The organism is Pseudomonas azotoformans (assembly GCF_900103345.1).
Classification (GTDB): Bacteria; Pseudomonadota; Gammaproteobacteria; order Pseudomonadales; family Pseudomonadaceae; genus Aquipseudomonas; species Aquipseudomonas azotoformans.
This window is the reverse complement of the sequence record NZ_LT629702.1, coordinates 4,185,541-4,200,792: the sequence shown is the minus strand read 5'-3', so window position 1 is coordinate 4,200,792 and position 15,252 is coordinate 4,185,541. Positions and strand designations below refer to the sequence as shown.

General features: G+C 58.9%; 16 protein-coding genes. 5 read left to right on the top strand and 11 right to left on the bottom strand.

The window, feature by feature from the left end:
* Positions 1-3: 3 nt before the first annotated feature.
* From BLR69_RS19080 to BLR69_RS19050, 7 genes are all read right to left on the bottom strand, one after another.
* Positions 4-1,188, bottom strand: coding sequence for a type II secretion system F family protein (locus tag BLR69_RS19080; RefSeq protein WP_071494391.1), 1,185 nt, complete (start codon positions 1,186-1,188; stop codon positions 4-6).
* The gene (locus BLR69_RS19075; RefSeq protein WP_071494390.1) at positions 1,185-1,649 is read right to left on the bottom strand and encodes a transglycosylase SLT domain-containing protein; all 465 of its coding nucleotides are present in this window, start codon (positions 1,647-1,649) and stop codon (positions 1,185-1,187) included. The genes BLR69_RS19080 and BLR69_RS19075 overlap by 4 nt, the downstream gene beginning before the upstream one ends.
* Position 1,650: 1 nt before the next feature.
* The gene (gene gspG / locus BLR69_RS19070; protein ID WP_071494389.1) at positions 1,651-2,082 is read right to left on the bottom strand and encodes a type II secretion system major pseudopilin GspG; all 432 of its coding nucleotides are present in this window, start codon (positions 2,080-2,082) and stop codon (positions 1,651-1,653) included.
* A 261-nt stretch (positions 2,083-2,343) separates the two neighbouring features.
* Positions 2,344-3,831: a lytic polysaccharide monooxygenase gene (locus tag BLR69_RS19065; RefSeq protein WP_071494386.1), complete on the bottom strand. Its 1,488-nt coding sequence runs from the start codon at positions 3,829-3,831 to the stop codon at positions 2,344-2,346.
* Positions 3,832-3,905: 74 nt separating this feature from the next.
* Positions 3,906-4,412 (bottom strand): type II secretion system protein, encoded by a 507-nt coding sequence (locus BLR69_RS19060; RefSeq protein ID WP_172832134.1) that lies wholly within the window; start codon positions 4,410-4,412, stop codon positions 3,906-3,908.
* Positions 4,399-4,779 carry a type II secretion system protein gene (locus BLR69_RS19055; RefSeq protein ID WP_071494385.1) on the bottom strand — a complete coding sequence of 127 codons (381 nt, stop codon included), beginning with the start codon at positions 4,777-4,779 and terminating at the stop codon, positions 4,399-4,401. The genes BLR69_RS19060 and BLR69_RS19055 overlap by 14 nt, the downstream gene beginning before the upstream one ends.
* On the bottom strand, positions 4,754-5,248 hold the full coding sequence (locus BLR69_RS19050; RefSeq protein ID WP_071494384.1) for a type II secretion system protein: 495 nt from the start codon (positions 5,246-5,248) through the stop codon (positions 4,754-4,756). The genes BLR69_RS19055 and BLR69_RS19050 overlap by 26 nt, the downstream gene beginning before the upstream one ends.
* A gap of 1,082 nt (positions 5,249-6,330) precedes the next feature.
* On the opposite strand from BLR69_RS19050, the gene BLR69_RS19045 reads away from it, so the two are divergent.
* Positions 6,331-7,113, top strand: coding sequence for a hypothetical protein (locus BLR69_RS19045; protein ID WP_071494383.1), 783 nt, complete (start codon positions 6,331-6,333; stop codon positions 7,111-7,113).
* Positions 7,114-7,173: 60 nt separating this feature from the next.
* A complete protein-coding gene (locus BLR69_RS19040; RefSeq protein ID WP_071494382.1) occupies positions 7,174-7,953 on the top strand; it encodes a hypothetical protein in 780 nt (259 codons plus the stop codon).
* A 125-nt stretch (positions 7,954-8,078) separates the two neighbouring features.
* Here the strand turns inward: BLR69_RS19040 and gbcA are convergent, their stop codons facing one another.
* Positions 8,079-9,374 carry a glycine-betaine demethylase subunit GbcA gene (gbcA, locus tag BLR69_RS19035; RefSeq protein ID WP_071494381.1) on the bottom strand — a complete coding sequence of 432 codons (1,296 nt, stop codon included), beginning with the start codon at positions 9,372-9,374 and terminating at the stop codon, positions 8,079-8,081.
* A gap of 281 nt (positions 9,375-9,655) precedes the next feature.
* On the opposite strand from gbcA, the gene gbcB reads away from it, so the two are divergent.
* Positions 9,656-10,756 (top strand): glycine-betaine demethylase subunit GbcB, encoded by a 1,101-nt coding sequence (gbcB, locus tag BLR69_RS19025; RefSeq protein ID WP_071494380.1) that lies wholly within the window; start codon positions 9,656-9,658, stop codon positions 10,754-10,756.
* A gap of 119 nt (positions 10,757-10,875) precedes the next feature.
* On the opposite strand, the gene BLR69_RS19020 is transcribed toward gbcB, so the two are convergent.
* The 3 genes from BLR69_RS19020 to BLR69_RS19010 all read right to left on the bottom strand — a co-directional run bounded on the left by BLR69_RS19020 (position 10,876) and on the right by BLR69_RS19010 (position 12,924).
* Positions 10,876-11,409 (bottom strand): REP-associated tyrosine transposase, encoded by a 534-nt coding sequence (locus BLR69_RS19020; protein ID WP_071494379.1) that lies wholly within the window; start codon positions 11,407-11,409, stop codon positions 10,876-10,878.
* Between the two features lie 100 nt (positions 11,410-11,509).
* Positions 11,510-11,707, bottom strand: a complete 198-nt coding sequence (locus BLR69_RS19015; protein WP_071494378.1) for a hypothetical protein — start codon at positions 11,705-11,707, stop codon at positions 11,510-11,512.
* 176 nt (positions 11,708-11,883) lie between these two features.
* Positions 11,884-12,924, bottom strand: a complete 1,041-nt coding sequence (locus tag BLR69_RS19010; protein ID WP_071494377.1) for a threonine aldolase family protein — start codon at positions 12,922-12,924, stop codon at positions 11,884-11,886.
* 90 nt (positions 12,925-13,014) lie between these two features.
* Between BLR69_RS19010 and BLR69_RS19005 the strand changes: the two genes are divergently transcribed.
* Together BLR69_RS19005 and glyA are read left to right on the top strand one after the other, a co-directional pair.
* Entirely contained in the window at positions 13,015-13,743 is a 729-nt protein-coding gene (locus BLR69_RS19005) for a TraX family protein (protein WP_071494376.1), read from the top strand.
* 237 nt (positions 13,744-13,980) lie between these two features.
* Positions 13,981-15,234, top strand: coding sequence for a serine hydroxymethyltransferase (gene glyA / locus BLR69_RS19000; RefSeq protein ID WP_071494375.1), 1,254 nt, complete (start codon positions 13,981-13,983; stop codon positions 15,232-15,234).
* The last annotated feature ends 18 nt before the right edge of the window (positions 15,235-15,252 follow it).

Here is a 15,252-nt window from a genome sequence, read left to right as displayed (position 1 = left end):
GCATTACCCCTGGATAGAACCCGCCAACTCGAAAATCGGCATGTACAACATGAACACGATCAGCCCGATCAACCCGCCCACTACCAGCATCAGCAGCGGTTCGAAGACCTTGCTGAACAGCTCGATGGCGCGCTCCAGCGCTTCATCGTGAAACTGCGCGATGCGCTCGCACATGGCGGCCAGCTCGCCGCTCTGCTCGCCGACCCGCAGCAGGCGTTCGGCCACGGCGGTGGTCAGCTGATGGCGGGCCAGTGAGGTGGACAGCGGCTGGCCCGCCTGGATATCGGTCATGGCATGGCGCAAGTCCGCTTGACGCTCGGGCGGCAGCAGGGCACCGGACAATTCCACCGCCGTGACCACCGGCATCCCGCCCATCAGCAACATCCCGGCGGTGCGATAGAACCGCGCGAGGATGAACAGGGTGCGCTGGGCGCCCAGGCTGGGGATTTTCCAGAACAGGTTGGCGGCGCGGCGCTTGAACCCGGCACTGCGAAACAGCAGGATCAGCGCGACGATCGCCAGTACCAGGCCAATCAGCAGCTCCATGCCGCGCGTGTCCACCAGTGCCCCCCACCACACCATGAACCGCGCCGTGGCCGGTAAATCGGCGACCGCATCGAACACCGAGGCGAAACGCGGTATCACGAAAAACAGCAGGAACAACAGGATGATCGCACCGACGCTGAGCACCACCAGCGGGTACATCAGGGCGCCGCTGACACGCTTTTTCACCGTCTCCAGATGCGCTTCGAAATGGTGATAACGGCGCAAGGCCACGGCCAATTGGCCGCTGTGTTCCGAGGACGCCACGGTGGCGATCAGCAGTGCAGGAAAGGTCTGCGGCTTGAGCTGCATGGCCTTGGACAATGAGTTGCCTTCGTACATCGAGGCGAGCAGGTCGCTCATGACCTGGCGGTTGATGCCAGGTGGCGCCTTGTCCCGCAGGGTTTCCACGGCTTCCACCAGCACCAGGCCGGCGTCCAGCAGCACCACCAGTTCCTGGATAAACAGGCCCAGGGCGAATCTGGCGCGGCGGCCGGGTAACCTGAGTTGGCGCCGCGCCTTGAGCGAGATGACCTGGGCGCCGTCGGCCAGCAGTTGCTGGCGTGCCTGGGCGAGATCCAGCGCTTGCACGCGCAGGGTCTGCAAATGGCCGTCGCGGAGGATGCGGGCGTCAATGTCGATCATGGCGTCTGCCTTGCCAGTTGCTGGCGCTGTTGCAGCAACTCGCCGTAGTAGCGCCAGACCGCCAGCGCATAACGGGCGCGGCGCTGGTCCCGGCTGGGTTTTGCTCCCGCGTTGTAGGCGCCCACCGCTTGCCAGCCGTAGCCCTTTTCTTGAATGAACCCGGCCAGAATCCACGCGCCCACCATCACGCTGGTGCAGGGCTGGGTCATCAGGTGCTGTTCGGTGATGCCGAATCGGGCGAGGGCGGGCAAGTGGCGGCTGTTGATCTGCATCAGGCCGATGTCCTGGCTGCCGTCGTCGTTGATATTGCGTGCGCGGGGGTTGAGGTTGGATTCGACCTTGGCGATGGCGTACAGCAACAGCGGATCGACGTGATAACGGCTGGCCGCCAACTGCCAACAGTCGGCCTGGGCGGTGCCCACGAGGCACAGCAAGGTCAGGGCGATCCGCAGCGTGTACATGTCAGAGTCCATAGACGATGTCAGCGTAGGTGTTTACACCGCCGGCCTTGCCATCGCGGCCCAGCGAGATGATCTCGGCATCGTTGGGCGGGGTGCCGGGGTTCTTGAAAATGTACGGGTTGCCCCAGGGGTCTGGCGGCAGCGTTTTCATATACGGCCCCTGCCAGTTCGCTGCGTTGGCGGGGCGGGTAGTGAGGGCGTTGAGGCCGAGGGCTTCGTCGGGGTAGTTGCCGTTATCCAGGCGGTACTGGTTCAAGGCATCCGCGATGGACTTCATCTGGCCCTGGGCGGTCTGGACTTTGGCCAGTTCCAGGCGGTCGAACATCTTGGGGCCGACGTAGCCGGCGAGCAGGGCGATGATCAGCAGGACGACGAGCAGCTCCAGCAGGGTGAAGCCGCGTTGGGGACTGTGGATAAGTATGGGCGCGCGCATGGGGATACCCTGTTGGGAGTGCCAAGGTACGGCGGTTGTGTATGACTCTCCCGGCCCGCTGGTTGAGCGGGCACCGCCGGTAGGACTTCGTAGTGTGTTTGCCTGATGGTTTTGGAACTATCGAATTGAATTAACTATAGCGTTGGCAACTAACAGGTGCTCAATAGGCGTTATAACGTTTAGCTCTTGTGTTTAATCGGTATTTGAATAGTGTCTGATAAAAGAGCGCCGCATTACTGCAGCGCTCATCAGGTCAACGGTCTACAGCTTGTTCCAGGCATTCACCCAATTACCATTGGCATGGCCGGGTTCATAGGCTGGCAGAGAACACCAGCCGGTTGCCGGCCAGGGCTTGCACTCATAGTTTGAGCCATTGTGCGAAACCTTATCGCCGGCCTGGTAGGCTGTTCCAGGTTGGTAGGGTGGGTAACCCCCACTATTGGCCGGCTCCACCGTGATGGCGTAAGTGGCTTGGTAGGTCGGTCCGGTATTTCCGTCGCGGGCGTTCAAGCGAACCGTGTAATTGGTCGGTTGCACGATTCTCGGTGCAGTCCCGGTTACATCGGCTTGATTAACGACAGTCGTGTCCACAACGGGCGCCCAGGTATATTGAGGCGTGTTCTGCGCATTGTTGAGCTTGCCGTGGAACGTGTAGGTTTGTCCCGCAATCAGGCGGGTCGGCCCGGTAATCTGCGCCGTTGGCGTCGGCGCAGGACCACCACCCGGGATAATAGCCATGGCCTTGGAATAACCTTTGGCCAATGCGAATACCGAGTTTGCTCTGGGGTTGGTTGAGTTGAAGACGATGTTATTGCCTTGTTTCTCACCCACCCGGGCAATGGACGGATTGATCTGGTTAGCCAACTGCGCGCCCCAGATCTTCGGATCCAGATTGGCAGTCGTGATGGGGAGAGTAATATCCACAGCCTCTTTGGCAGCTGGCGTGTTATCCAAAATACGGAAATGCACGGAGTCGCCCGCCTTGAGGGTATCCATAATGGGCTCGATGAATTGGCCGAGGTCGAAGAACGCTCCTGGGATGGCGGCATCTACAAGGTTGATGTCACTGCAGTTGTAGAACCCTTCACCGGCCGGATCAATACGCTGCCATTGCACAAACAATGTTGCCGGGCCGACCTGGCCTGCAGGAACAGGCACCTTGAACTTGAAGAAACCCGAGGCGCTTATAGCAGGCGGCTCATTGCCCCAGTTGGTCTGTGCAACAGTCAGTTGTTCAGTGTGCAACAGGACAAGGTCGTTCCAAGTCAGTGGCGACGCCGCTGGATTGAAGCCAGGTTTAGTGAGGTAAACCTTGGCGAAACTTGGAACATGTGGCGCAGTCCCGATGATCCGCACATCCATCATACCGTTGACGGGTGTTACATCGATCCGATACCAATAGGGCAGTACCAGGTTCAGGCCATCTTTTTTGCTGTCGGCCGCCGAACAGAGTTGGCCGTCGGGGACCTCCCTTTTGACGATGTCCGGGTCGTTGTAGCCAGGTGCCGCAATCAACTTCGCCACTTCGTTCCATTGTTGGCCTGGGTATGGCCCGCTCTTGGCATCTACAGCGGCACATCCCGCATCACTGGGGCTGCCCGACCAAAAGTCCGGGAGCGTTTTGCAATGCACTTGTTTGGCTATAGGTATATCCACGGCACCATGAGCGAATACCAGGGCGGGGCCTATAAAGGCTGCCGCCAGCATCCATTTAATTAACGCGTTCGCATATCGCTGTAAGTGATTCATGCTCTAGTCCACCTTCAATTCAGATAAACAAGTTCCGAACTGCTGGAACGATCAGTGTGTTTGTTCAATTGGCATCATCGGTTCAGCTGATCTCCCATGGGAGCGGTGCCGGTTGTAGGATTACTCTGCACAGAGCCATGCAGAAACACCCACCCTTGATAACTACCTTGCCCTGTAAAACCTTGGTTAATGACTGCAAAGTTGCCTTGTTTGAAGGGCGTGCCCTTGGCCTTGCTGAACACGCCCATGATGGTTTCACCCGGCCCCTCGACCACGCCCCAGTCCTGGTCGCCGGTGAGCGGGTCAGCGTAGGCTTTACGCAGGTAGCGCTGGGTGGTCGGTTGGCGGCGGTCGAGCACCAGGTCGTCGAGGGACTTGGGGTAGGTGTTGCCCGCGGCGTAGTACAGGCCGATGGCCCGGCGGATTTCATTGCCGCGTGCCAGCAATTCCATCTCACGCTCGCGCTGCAGCACGCTGGACCACAGGGTGCCCACTTCCATCAGCATCACGGCCACGATTGCCACCGTTACCAACATCCCCATGAACACCGAGCCATGCTGGCGCTGTTTACCAGTCTGCATAGGGGCTCCCGTCTTTCGCGTTGCCGGGGGCGCCGCTGCGCACGTCGCCCACGCCTTGTTCGTCGGAAGGTTGCAACTGCCAGGTGTCGCGTTTGCCGGTGACTGGGTCCAGCGGGATTTCGCGCAGGTAGCGGCGGTCCACCAGGGCCTGCAGGGATTCGGGGTTGCTGCCGTGGTCTTCGCGGTATTGGTCCAGCGCCTGGCGGAGGGTGGAGAGGTTGTGGCGCAGCACGGTCTCCTGCGCCTTGGCGTGCTGACGGAAGTATTGGGGGGTGACCAGGGTCATGAGGGTCGCGATGATGGCCATGACCACCAGCAACTCGATCAGGGTGAAACCCCGATCACCATTGGTTGTATGACGTTCCATTCAAACTCTCCCGGGTACTGCGGGATGAAACGTCAAATACATCTTCTCCCTCTTGTGGGTTGTCGGCAGTGCTCTTGTAGCTGCGCAGTTGCCACGTCTTGTCTGCCGTCAGTTCAGGGCACTCGCACAGCGGGTCGCGGGGAATGCGGCGTAGAAAGTAGAGTTTTTTACCCTTGAGGTCGGTCCTGTCTGTTACGCCTTCGACCAGTACTTGCAGGGAGGAGGGATAGCCGCTGTCGCTGACGCTCTTTTCGATGCGGCCGTCGTCGGCCGCTTCCTTGTAGGAATCGATGGCGCGGCGTATTTCCCGCAACGAACGTTGCAGGTCCAGTTCCCGATCGCGTTTACCCATCAATGCTGTCAGCGGATAAGCCACTGTCGCGAGTGTGGCCAGCAAGGCCAGCGTCAGTAGCAATTCAATCAGCGTAAAACCTTTGGCGCAGTGATGGCTGGGCGTGCCCTGCCACATCACCGGTTTACCTCCTCGTTATCCCGCCAAGGACTTCCGCGTTAACCCAGGCATGTGAAATTGACTGCACAGGTGAGTGTAGATGTTGACTGTTTTTTGTACAGGCTCTGGGTTACTCACAATGGCTGTGCACCTGGCTGTGGATAAGGTGTTCGTGGTTGTCCGCAGGCCATGCAGATCAAGGGCTGTAGGGGGTTGTATGAAAAATGACCAGGCTAAGTCACGGTTTTTACGGTGTTTTTCAGGTCATCCGGCGCAGCAACACACCATGACTTGCCCCCAAAGTCTGTTGGCGCTTCTGTGGATAAGATGTTCGCTGTCAGCTGTAGCCCTTATAAATAAAGGCTTTGGTGGGGGTGGTTAAAATATGACCAGAATGGCGCATTTGGCATGAAAATGTCAGTGGAAGCCTTGATTTTCATGGTCTTTATTGGGTTTTCCACAAAGGATTAAAAGTTGCCCCCAAAGTCTGTTGGCGGTTATGTGGATAACATGTTCGCTATCCGATGAAAGGCCCGTAAACAAAGGGTTTGATCGGTATGGTCAAAAAATGATCGATTGTGCCCATTCTCGAATTACCTGGGGCCACAGCGAGTTTTCCACAGTGCGCGGCACAGTTGCCCACAAAGTCTGTGCGCGGTTCTGTGGATAAGATGTTGGTGCAGCTTCACAGGCCATGTAATACGTGGCCTACAAGGAGTTGGTCAAAAAGCATCCAGCTCCCGAGAGAAACAGATTATTTCGATAGGGAATAGAGCCAAGTGCATTTGGATCTAAGTTGACGATTTGACAGTGAGGTTATCCACATCTTCAATGTTGATCCATAACACGCCTCGCAAGGATGCTGGTGCGAACCCGTCATATCCAAGGAGCCTGGATAATGCGCCACAGCCCTTCTGCCGAACTGATTTCACCCCCGCCTGTTACCCCTTTGAAAGCGCACTCGCCATTGAATTAGTGGCGGTTGTCGTGCCGTTCAAACCGACAAGAGCTTGTGTCTATCCGAGAAGGATCTCTGGATAAAGCTCGCCCGTGCAACACCCAACGTTGTCTTTAACCTATGAAAAACAAGGAGTTCCCTCATGGGGTCTATTACTGATCATGGAAAACTGTTGGCTTGGGTCGAGTCGCTGGATGTACCCAAGTCGACCGGCAATGCCAACCTCAAGCGCGCTTCGTCTGCACTGCGCAGTGCGGCGCAGAACAGCGACGAAGATGGCGCTGCTGTCGTGCGTGGCAGCATTACGTCGTTCGTGACCGGCCTGACGTCCCAGGCACGCGACGATGTGCAAAACAGTACGCTGCTGATGCAATTGGCGGCGGACAAGAAGTACAACCCGGATACCCAGCGCGAAGAGTGGTTCAAGTTCTACACCGATGGCCTGGCCAACCTGGGGTGGGGGCGCGTGTCTTCGGCCTATCAGAAATACAAACCGAGCAACACCAATGCCACCATGGACCAGGTCGTGCTGGAAATCATCAGCAGCGTGGTCAGTCCGGAAAGTGCGCTGTACAAGGTGACCGAGAAGACCTTCCTGGCGCTGAAAAACAACCCGAACAACAAAGATGCGCTGAAGCTGTTCGACGTCAGCAGCACCCGCAACGACCTGGGCACCTTCCAGATCCTGCCGGTGATGCAGGACAAGGACGGCAATGTGGTCACGGTGTTGACGTGTATCAACGCCCACACCGAAGTGCAGAAGGGCAGCTTCCTGTTCTGGCACTGGAGCAACACCAGCGCCGAGATGTATCGCGCTGCGCAACAGGTGGTGCTCAACCAGAACGTGTACGCCACCGTGCGCCAGTCGGTGCTGAAAAAGCTGGGCAAGAATGCCGAAGACTTCATTGATGGTCTGGACATTTAACCAAGGCTGACGGATGCCCGGCGCGGTTGGCCGGGCATTTTCTATCAAAGGAGCAAGGCCATGAGTTTTACTGCCTCTCAAGTTCATGTGGTGTCAGGCAACCTGATAGCGGCGATGCCTTCGGTCACCAGCCCGCAAGTGCTCGACGATATTCTGGAGTCCAATCTGCTGTGCCAGATGGCAGCGGATAAAAGCCTGGGGTCGCGATTCAACAACCCGGCCGCCTGGTTGGATTTTTACCGCAATTCCCTGGGCAAGCTGTTCTGGAAAATCACCAACTTCAACACCGTCAGTTATCCCGTGCCGTCACCCACGCGCTCGGTGAGTGTCATGGGGATACTCGAGCACACGTTTTTCAAAGTGTTGGCCCAACCGCTGCGGCATCAGCTGGAGGCGGATATTGAACTGCTGATGGAACTGCCGTTGACGAGTCCGGCATCGCAGCTGTACACCTCGAAGACGCATGTGGAGCTGAGCACACGTGCGCGCTCAAGTTTCGACGGGCGCTCCGAATCGGTGATCAGCCTGCAGATCAGCGTCGTCCACAGCGGGTCGCTCGTGTCGGTATGCAGTGTCTACTTCAAGACTGCCGAGCCGGTGGCGGCGGATGTGTTCAGCCAGAAGTTCAAGGTGCGGGACCTGCTGGGCAACATCAGCGTCAACTCGTTCGAGGCTGACCTGCTGGAGGCCAGTTATGACGGTGTTCGCCAGCAGATCAAGACGAAATTGGGCGAAACCAATATCCGCGAAAATATCCTGTTGATCACTGAAAGCCCCATCCCTGCGGGCGAATTGCCCCACGCCAATGCCCAACAGTTTCTCAAAGGCTTGGATATCTGAACCGGTAACACTCAGCCCTGTAGGAGCGAGCTTGCTCGCGAAAAACGTCAATGATTACGCGCGCACCCAGGATGCACGCGTGCCTGTGAGTTCTTCGCGAGCAAGCTCGCTCCTACAGAAGGGCTTCAGCCTTGAACCGGTACGCCTTTGAGGTACGGTGCCGGTGCTGCACCCAGGTTGTTCAGCATGCGCTCGCTGTACCAATCCACGAAGTTCACCACACCGAACTCATAGGTCTTGGAGTACGGGCCGGGCTGGTAGGCGGTGGAGTTGATGCCGCGCTGGTTCTCCTCGGCCAGGCGACGGTCCTGGTCGTTGGTGGCGTCCCACACTTCGCGCATGCGCGCTACGTCGTAGTCCACGCCTTCGACGGCGTCCTTGTGCACGATCCACTTGGTGGTGACCATGGTTTCCTGGGCGCTGATCGGCCACACGGTGAACACGATGATGTGGTCGCCCATGCAGTGGTTCCAGGAGTGGGGCAGGTGCAGGATGCGCATCGAACCCAGGTCCGGGTTCTTGATGCGGCCCATGAGTTTGGCGCAGCCCTGCTTGCCGTCCATGGTCATCGACACGGTGCCCTTGAGCAGCGGCATGCGCACGATGCGGTTACGCAGGCCGAAGCTGGCGTGGGCGTAAGGGATCTTCTCGGCATCCCAGGCGGCGGCGGAGGCGGCCACATGGTCCTTGAACGCCTGGTCGGCGCGTGGGTCGGTGACGTCGTCCCACTCCAGCAGGGTTTTCAGCAGTTCCGGGTGCGACGCGTTGCAGTGGTAGCACTCGCGGTTGTTTTCCAGCACCAGCTTCCAGTTGGCTTTTTCCATCAAGGTGGTTTGCACCGCCACCTTGGTGTTCTCCATGTCGTAGGGTTCCATGTAGTGGTTCAGCGTCGACAGGAAGTCATCGATGGCCGGCGGGTTCTCGGCCAGGCTGATGAAGATGTAGCCACCGGCAGTCTTCACGTTGACCGGCTTGAGGCCGTACTGCTTCATGTCGAAATCGGCGCCCATCTCGGTGCCGGCGAACAACAGGCGACCATCCAGCTCGTAGGTCCACTGGTGGTAGTGGCACACGAGCTTGGCGACCTTGCCCTTGTCGCTGGTGCACAAGCGCGAACCTCGGTGGCGGCACACGTTGTGGAACGCATGCACCACGCCTTCGGCGCCACGGATCACGATGATCGGGTTCTTGCCCACTTGCAGGGTCAGGTAGTTGCCCTTGGTGGGGATTTCGCAGGTCATGCCGGCGATCAACCACTCTTTCTGGAAGATCTCCTGCATATCGATATCAAACAGCCGCTCATCAGAGTAGAACGGCTGCGGCAGCGAGAAAGTGCGCTCGCGCTCTTGCAGCATCTGCGCGGTGGCCTTGCGTGCGGGTTCCAGCGGATCGCCCAAGCTTAAGGTTGCGGTGACGTCCATCGTGTGTGTCCTCATGGCCATTCTGTGTGGCCGGCGAATAGTGGCTACGGTTGTACTACGCAAGGCATAAAGAAAGCGTCGTTGTTGGGAGCGAGTGTGGGGCCGCGCAACGTCAGAACCTTATCCATGGGCGACATGGCCCAATCTGTTCCCGACGCGCAACCCTAGGTCGTTGGGGGCTGGTCGCGATAAGTATGTGAATGTCGCAGATAGGTAAATGGGTGGTTCCGGCGTTACGCAGAATCGCCACCATAAGGCCGACGTCGGCGGTGGAGAACAACATGTCCAATAATTTCCTGAATCCGGTAACCACCCAGACCTGGGCCAATGGTCGGCACATCGTCCGGTGCGTCAAAGTCATCCAGGAAACCTGGGACGTGCGCACCTTCTGTTTCATGGCCGACCAGCCGATTCTGTTCTTCTTCAAGCCAGGGCAATTTGTCACCCTGGAGCTGGAGGTCGAAGGGCAGCCGATCATGCGTTCCTACACTATTTCCAGCTCGCCCTCTGTGCCGTATAGCTTCTCGGTGACCATCAAGCGCGTGCCGGGCGGCAAGGTCTCCAACTGGCTGCATGACACCCTGCACGAAGGCCAGGAGCTGGCGGTGCACGGGCCCGTGGGCTTGTTCAACGCCATCGACTTCCCGAGCCCGAAGGTGCTGTACCTCAGCGGCGGCGTCGGGATCACGCCGGTGATGTCCATGGCCCGTTGGTTCTACGACACCAACGCCAACGTCGACATGACGTTTATCCACAGCGCCCGCTCGCCCAAAGACATCATTTACCACCGCGAGCTGGAGCACATGGCGTCGCGGATCGACAACTTCAGCCTGCACCTGATCTGCGAGAAGCATGGCCTGGGCGAGCCATGGGCCGGTTATCGTGGTTACCTGAACCACAAGATGCTTGAACTGATGGTGCCGGACTTTCTCGAGCGCGAAGTGTTCTGCTGTGGGCCTACGCCGTACATGAACGCGGTGAAGCGTCTACTGGAGGCGGCCGGTTTCGACATGGCGCGGTATCACGAGGAGTCGTTCGGGGCCACGCCGCCGGAGGCTCGTGCGGATGCGGTGGAGCAAGCCGAGCAGGCCGCCGACGCACCGGAAATCGACCTGGCGGATCTGCATCAGGTGGAGTTCATTGCGTCGGGCAAGAGCATTCGTGTGGCGCCAGGGGAAACTGTCCACGCCGCTGCTGCGAAGCTTGGTCTGCTGATCCCGAAAGCCTGTGGCATGGGCATCTGTGGTACGTGCAAGGTGATGAAGCTGGGCGGGGAGGTCGCGATGGACCATAACGGCGGGATTACCGAGGAAGACGAAGCCGAGGGTTATATCCTGTCGTGCTGCAGCGTGCCGAAAGGGGACGTGCGCATCGAGTTCTGACGACTGATCGTTCCCACGCTCCGCGTGGGAACGCCTCTTGGGACGCTCCGCGTCCCGCGTATACATTGTGACGCGGAGCGTCACGGGCTGCATTCCCACGCGGAGCGTGGGAATGATCTTCAGAACCAGCGTTGTATATCGATCAGCCCTTTCATTCCCGCAAAGTTGCGAGCACTGGAATATCGCCAGTGTTCAGCCAAGTCTACGTAGCCCCGTTTAACCGGGTTGTGATGGATATAATCAAGCTTCTGGCGCATTACTGCCTCGCTGTATACCAGCTCTGCATGTGAGCCCTCTTGCCACAGTTGGTAAACCCTATCGGTCTTGTGTGCACGTTTGCTGAAACGCAGCCGTTGTAGTACACGCTCGGAGCCTTTGTTTTGCAGGTCGTCGATTATGGTGCGGGCGGTAAAGGATTTGAATTGGCTGACACACTTACCCAAGTCAGGAGCCTGTGCGACAAAGTGCAGGTGGTTTTCGAGGATGACATAACCATAAAGGTTCAGGGCCTCATGGTTCTGTTGGTAGCGCCAACAATCTAAAAGGTGCTTCACGAGATAATCACGGGTAAACAAAGGCAGCCATTCCATAACGGTGCAGGTCAGGAAGTGTGGCTTTTCGGGTTCGGTGATGAGGTAGCGGCTTCTGCCCATGGACTCGTCCTTGAATTCTGGTGTGGGCGGGGGCGGGACGCGGAGCGTCCTGGGAGGCGTTCCCACGCAGAGCGTGGGAACGATCATTGCGGGAGCTGGGTTAGCGGACGAACAGGTTGATGATGTATGCGCCGGATGCTGTCATTTCGAACTCTTTTCCGGTGACGGTAAAGAGCCTTGAAGGCTCGATGATAGTGTCACCGACGTTCGCCAGTTTCCTCAGGTCGTCCAGGCCGACGAGGGTGGCGTTGGTGTCGGACCGGAGCTGCGAATCAGTCGTGTAGCATTGAATTTCCATGATGTTGCCCTCTGTGGGATTTCCATTTCCAGCCGACTATGCGGCAGGCAGTCAGCCCCGAAACAACGCGTCCGTTGGTTCGGGGTGACGAGATCTTATCCAGGGCAGGGGCTAGATAGATACTGTCAGAAATACGTACAAACAGTCTCTGGAAAAGGGCTGAAGCGCCCGTCGCATCAGGCTTCCATCACTTTCCGAATATCCGCCGCCAGTTCTCTTACACGCTCTTCCTCGGTATCCCACGCACACATGAAGCGCGCGCCGCCTTTGCCGATGAAGGTGTAGAAACGCCAACCCTTGGCCGTCAGCGCTGCGATGGCCGGCTCCGAGAGTTGCAGGAACACGCCGTTGGCCTGCACCGGGAACATCAACTCCACGCCGGGAATATCCGCCACCAGGCTGCTCAGCAATTGAGCGCAGTGGTTGGCGTGGCGTGCGTGCTTGAGCCAGGCGTCGTTTTCCAGCAGGCCCACCCAGGGCGCGGAGAGGAAGCGCATTTTCGAGGCCAATTGGCCTGCCTGTTTGCAGCGGTAGTCGAAGTCCTCGGCGAGCTTGTGGTTGAAGAACAGGATCGCTTCACCCACGGCCATGCCGTTCTTGGTGCCGCCAAAACACAGCACGTCCACGCCGGCTTTCCAGGTCAGGTCGGCGGGCGAGCAGCCGAGGAATGCGCAGGCATTGGAGAAGCGTGCGCCGTCCATGTGCAGGTTCAGGCCCAGCTCCTTGCAGGTGACGCTGATCGCGCGGATTTCTTCCGGGGTGTACACGCTGCCGACTTCGGTGGCTTGGGTCAGGGTGACCACGCGTGGTTTCGGGTAGTGGATGTCCTGGCGCTTGAGGGCGATTTCGCGGATCGACTCCGGGGTCAGCTTGCCGTTTTCGGTGCGGGCGGTGAGCAGCTTGGAGCCGTTGGAGAAAAACTCCGGCGCGCCGCATTCGTCGGTTTCGACGTGGGCGGTTTCCGAGCAAATCACGCTATGGTAGCTCTGGCACAGCGAAGACAGCGCGAGCGAGTTGGCGGCGGTGCCGTTGAAGGCGAAGAACACTTCGCAATCGGTTTCGAAAAGGTTGCGGAAACCGTCGGCGGCGCGGTGGGTCCATTCATCATCGCCGTAGGCGCGCTGATGGCCGTGGTTGGCTTGTTCCATGGCGGCCCAGGCTTCCGGGCAGATGCCGGAATAGTTGTCACTGGCGAATTGTTGGCTCTTGTCGGTCATGGCCCATTCCTGTGGTCGATGTTGGTGCGCACTGTAACCAAGATTGTCGCGGGTGCGCACGCTCTGTAAATGCAAAGTCACTGGGGAATTATGCACGGTACTGGAACGATGCCTGTCGGACGCGTCCGCGATGGCGCCTTGGATCTGCTCAAGTGGCTGGCGCTGCTGAGCATGGTGCTGGACCACCTGCGCTATGTCGGTTTAAGCCTGGATGCCTTGTATGTGCCAGGGCGTCTGGCGTTTCCGTGGTTTTGCCTGGCGATTGCGGCGAACCTGCATCGGGTCGGGAATGCGCCTGTGACCGGCCAATGGCGCTATCTGGGCTGGCTGTTGCTGTTCAGCGTGATCAGCGAGGTGCCGTATCGAATGTTTATCGACGATGCCGATACGTTGAATGTGTTGCCAACCCTGGCGCTGGGTTTGCTGGTTGCCCGAGGATGGCAGCAGAAGGCGCTTTTTGATCGAGGATTGGCGCTAATTGCCGTCACGATTGCGGCCGTGTTTTCCGCGCAGTTGATGTTCGGTTTGTTTGGGGTCTTGCTGCCTCTGGCTATGCTGTTGGTGTTCAGTCGCCCATGGTATTTCAGCGTATTGCCAGGTTTGGTCTGTGTCGCCGCCAATCAATGGCAAATCCTGCTCGATAGCGGCACGCCTGTGGCGCTGTTGGGGTTGGCTGCGTGCCTGATTGCGCCATTGGCAGGCTTGGTCTTATTGCGACATGGGCAAAACATTTCGCCACCCGCCATGCGCCGCTGGGCCTACACCCTCTATCCCCTGCATTTCCTGCTGCTGCTACTCATCCGCCAGATCATCGCGTAATCCCCTGTGGGAGGGGGCTTGCCCCCGATAGCGGTGGGCCAGCTTGCAGATGCAGTGGCTGACACTCCGCAATCGGGGGCAAGCCCCCTCCCACATTTTTTCCGCGTTGTTCCCGCTATGTCGTAAACGCACCTTTGCGTGGCGTGCGTAGGCATTTGACCTGTCTGCGCCAGCCCTACCATCGCATCAAAGGGCCCTGCACGGGCCTCAACAATACGAAAGGCTGGGAGAGACGCGATGTTCAGCAAACAAGACCAGATCCAGGGATATGACGACGCACTGCTGGCGGCCATGAATGCCGAGGAGCAGCGCCAGGAAGATCATATCGAGCTGATCGCGTCGGAGAACTACACCAGCAAACGCGTGATGGAAGCCCAAGGCAGCGGCCTCACCAACAAATACGCCGAAGGCTACCCGGGCAAGCGCTACTACGGTGGCTGCGAGCACGTGGACAAAGTCGAAGCCCTGGCCATCGAACGCGCCAAACAACTGTTCGGCGCCGATTACGCCAACGTGCAGCCGCACTCCGGTTCGTCCGCCAACAGCGCGGTGTACCTGGCGCTGATCAATGCCGGCGACACCATCCTGGGCATGAGCCTGGCCCACGGCGGTCACTTGACCCACGGCGCCAAGGTTTCGTCCTCGGGCAAGCTGTACAACGCGGTGCAGTACGGCATCAACACCGACACCGGCCTGATCGATTACGACGAAGTCGAGCGCCTGGCCGTCGAACACAAGCCGAAAATGGTCGTGGCCGGTTTCTCCGCCTACTCCAAGACCCTGGATTTCCCACGCTTCCGTCAGATCGCGGACAAAGTGGGCGCGCTGCTGTTCGTCGACATGGCCCACGTCGCCGGCCTGGTTGCCGCCGGCCTGTACCCGAACCCGCTGCCCTACGCCGATGTGGTCACCACCACGACCCACAAGACCCTGCGCGGTCCTCGCGGCGGCCTGATCCTGGCCAAGGCCAACGAAGCCATCGAAAAGAAACTCAACGCCGCCGTATTCCCCGGCGCCCAGGGCGGCCCGCTGATGCACGTCATCGCCGGCAAGGCCGTGTGCTTCAAGGAAGCGCTGGAGCCAGGCTTCAAGGCCTATCAGCAACAAGTGATCGACAACGCCCAGGCCATGGCCAGCGTGTTTATCAAACGCGGCTACGATGTAGTGTCCGGCGGCACCGATAACCACCTGTTCCTGGTCAGCCTGATCCGTCAGGGCCTTACCGGCAAAGAGGCGGACGCCGCCCTCGGTCGCGCCCACATCACCGTCAACAAGAACGCCGTGCCGAATGACCCGCAGTCGCCGTTCGTGACCTCGGGCCTGCGCATCGGCACCCCGGCGGTGACCACGCGTGGTTTCAAAGTGCCGCAGTGCATCGAACTGGCCGGCTGGATCTGCGACATCCTCGACAACCTCGGCGACGCCGATGTCGAGGCCAACGTAGCCAAGCACGTGTCTGCCCTGTGCGCTGATTTCCCGGTTTATCGCTGAGCGCGGTTTTGGAGTAAT

Excerpts from the sequence above, each read along its gene's own strand:
- BLR69_RS19080 (WP_071494391.1), bottom strand. The coding sequence starts at position 1,188 with ATGATCGACATTGACGCCCGCATCCTCCGCGACGGCCATTTGCAGACC.
- BLR69_RS19075 (WP_071494390.1), bottom strand. The coding sequence starts at position 1,649 with ATGTACACGCTGCGGATCGCCCTGACCTTGCTGTGCCTCGTGGGCACC.
- gspG (WP_071494389.1), bottom strand. The coding sequence starts at position 2,082 with ATGCGCGCGCCCATACTTATCCACAGTCCCCAACGCGGCTTCACCCTG.
- BLR69_RS19065 (WP_071494386.1), bottom strand. The coding sequence starts at position 3,831 with ATGAATCACTTACAGCGATATGCGAACGCGTTAATTAAATGGATGCTG.
- BLR69_RS19060 (WP_172832134.1), bottom strand. The coding sequence starts at position 4,412 with ATGCAGACTGGTAAACAGCGCCAGCATGGCTCGGTGTTCATGGGGATG.
- BLR69_RS19055 (WP_071494385.1), bottom strand. The coding sequence starts at position 4,779 with ATGGAACGTCATACAACCAATGGTGATCGGGGTTTCACCCTGATCGAG.
- BLR69_RS19050 (WP_071494384.1), bottom strand. The coding sequence starts at position 5,248 with ATGTGGCAGGGCACGCCCAGCCATCACTGCGCCAAAGGTTTTACGCTG.
- BLR69_RS19045 (WP_071494383.1), top strand. The coding sequence starts at position 6,331 with ATGGGGTCTATTACTGATCATGGAAAACTGTTGGCTTGGGTCGAGTCG.
- BLR69_RS19040 (WP_071494382.1), top strand. The coding sequence starts at position 7,174 with ATGAGTTTTACTGCCTCTCAAGTTCATGTGGTGTCAGGCAACCTGATA.
- gbcA (WP_071494381.1), bottom strand. The coding sequence starts at position 9,374 with ATGGACGTCACCGCAACCTTAAGCTTGGGCGATCCGCTGGAACCCGCA.
- gbcB (WP_071494380.1), top strand. The coding sequence starts at position 9,656 with ATGTCCAATAATTTCCTGAATCCGGTAACCACCCAGACCTGGGCCAAT.
- BLR69_RS19020 (WP_071494379.1), bottom strand. The coding sequence starts at position 11,409 with ATGGGCAGAAGCCGCTACCTCATCACCGAACCCGAAAAGCCACACTTC.
- BLR69_RS19015 (WP_071494378.1), bottom strand. The coding sequence starts at position 11,707 with ATGGAAATTCAATGCTACACGACTGATTCGCAGCTCCGGTCCGACACC.
- BLR69_RS19010 (WP_071494377.1), bottom strand. The coding sequence starts at position 12,924 with ATGACCGACAAGAGCCAACAATTCGCCAGTGACAACTATTCCGGCATC.
- BLR69_RS19005 (WP_071494376.1), top strand. The coding sequence starts at position 13,015 with ATGCACGGTACTGGAACGATGCCTGTCGGACGCGTCCGCGATGGCGCC.
- glyA (WP_071494375.1), top strand. The coding sequence starts at position 13,981 with ATGTTCAGCAAACAAGACCAGATCCAGGGATATGACGACGCACTGCTG.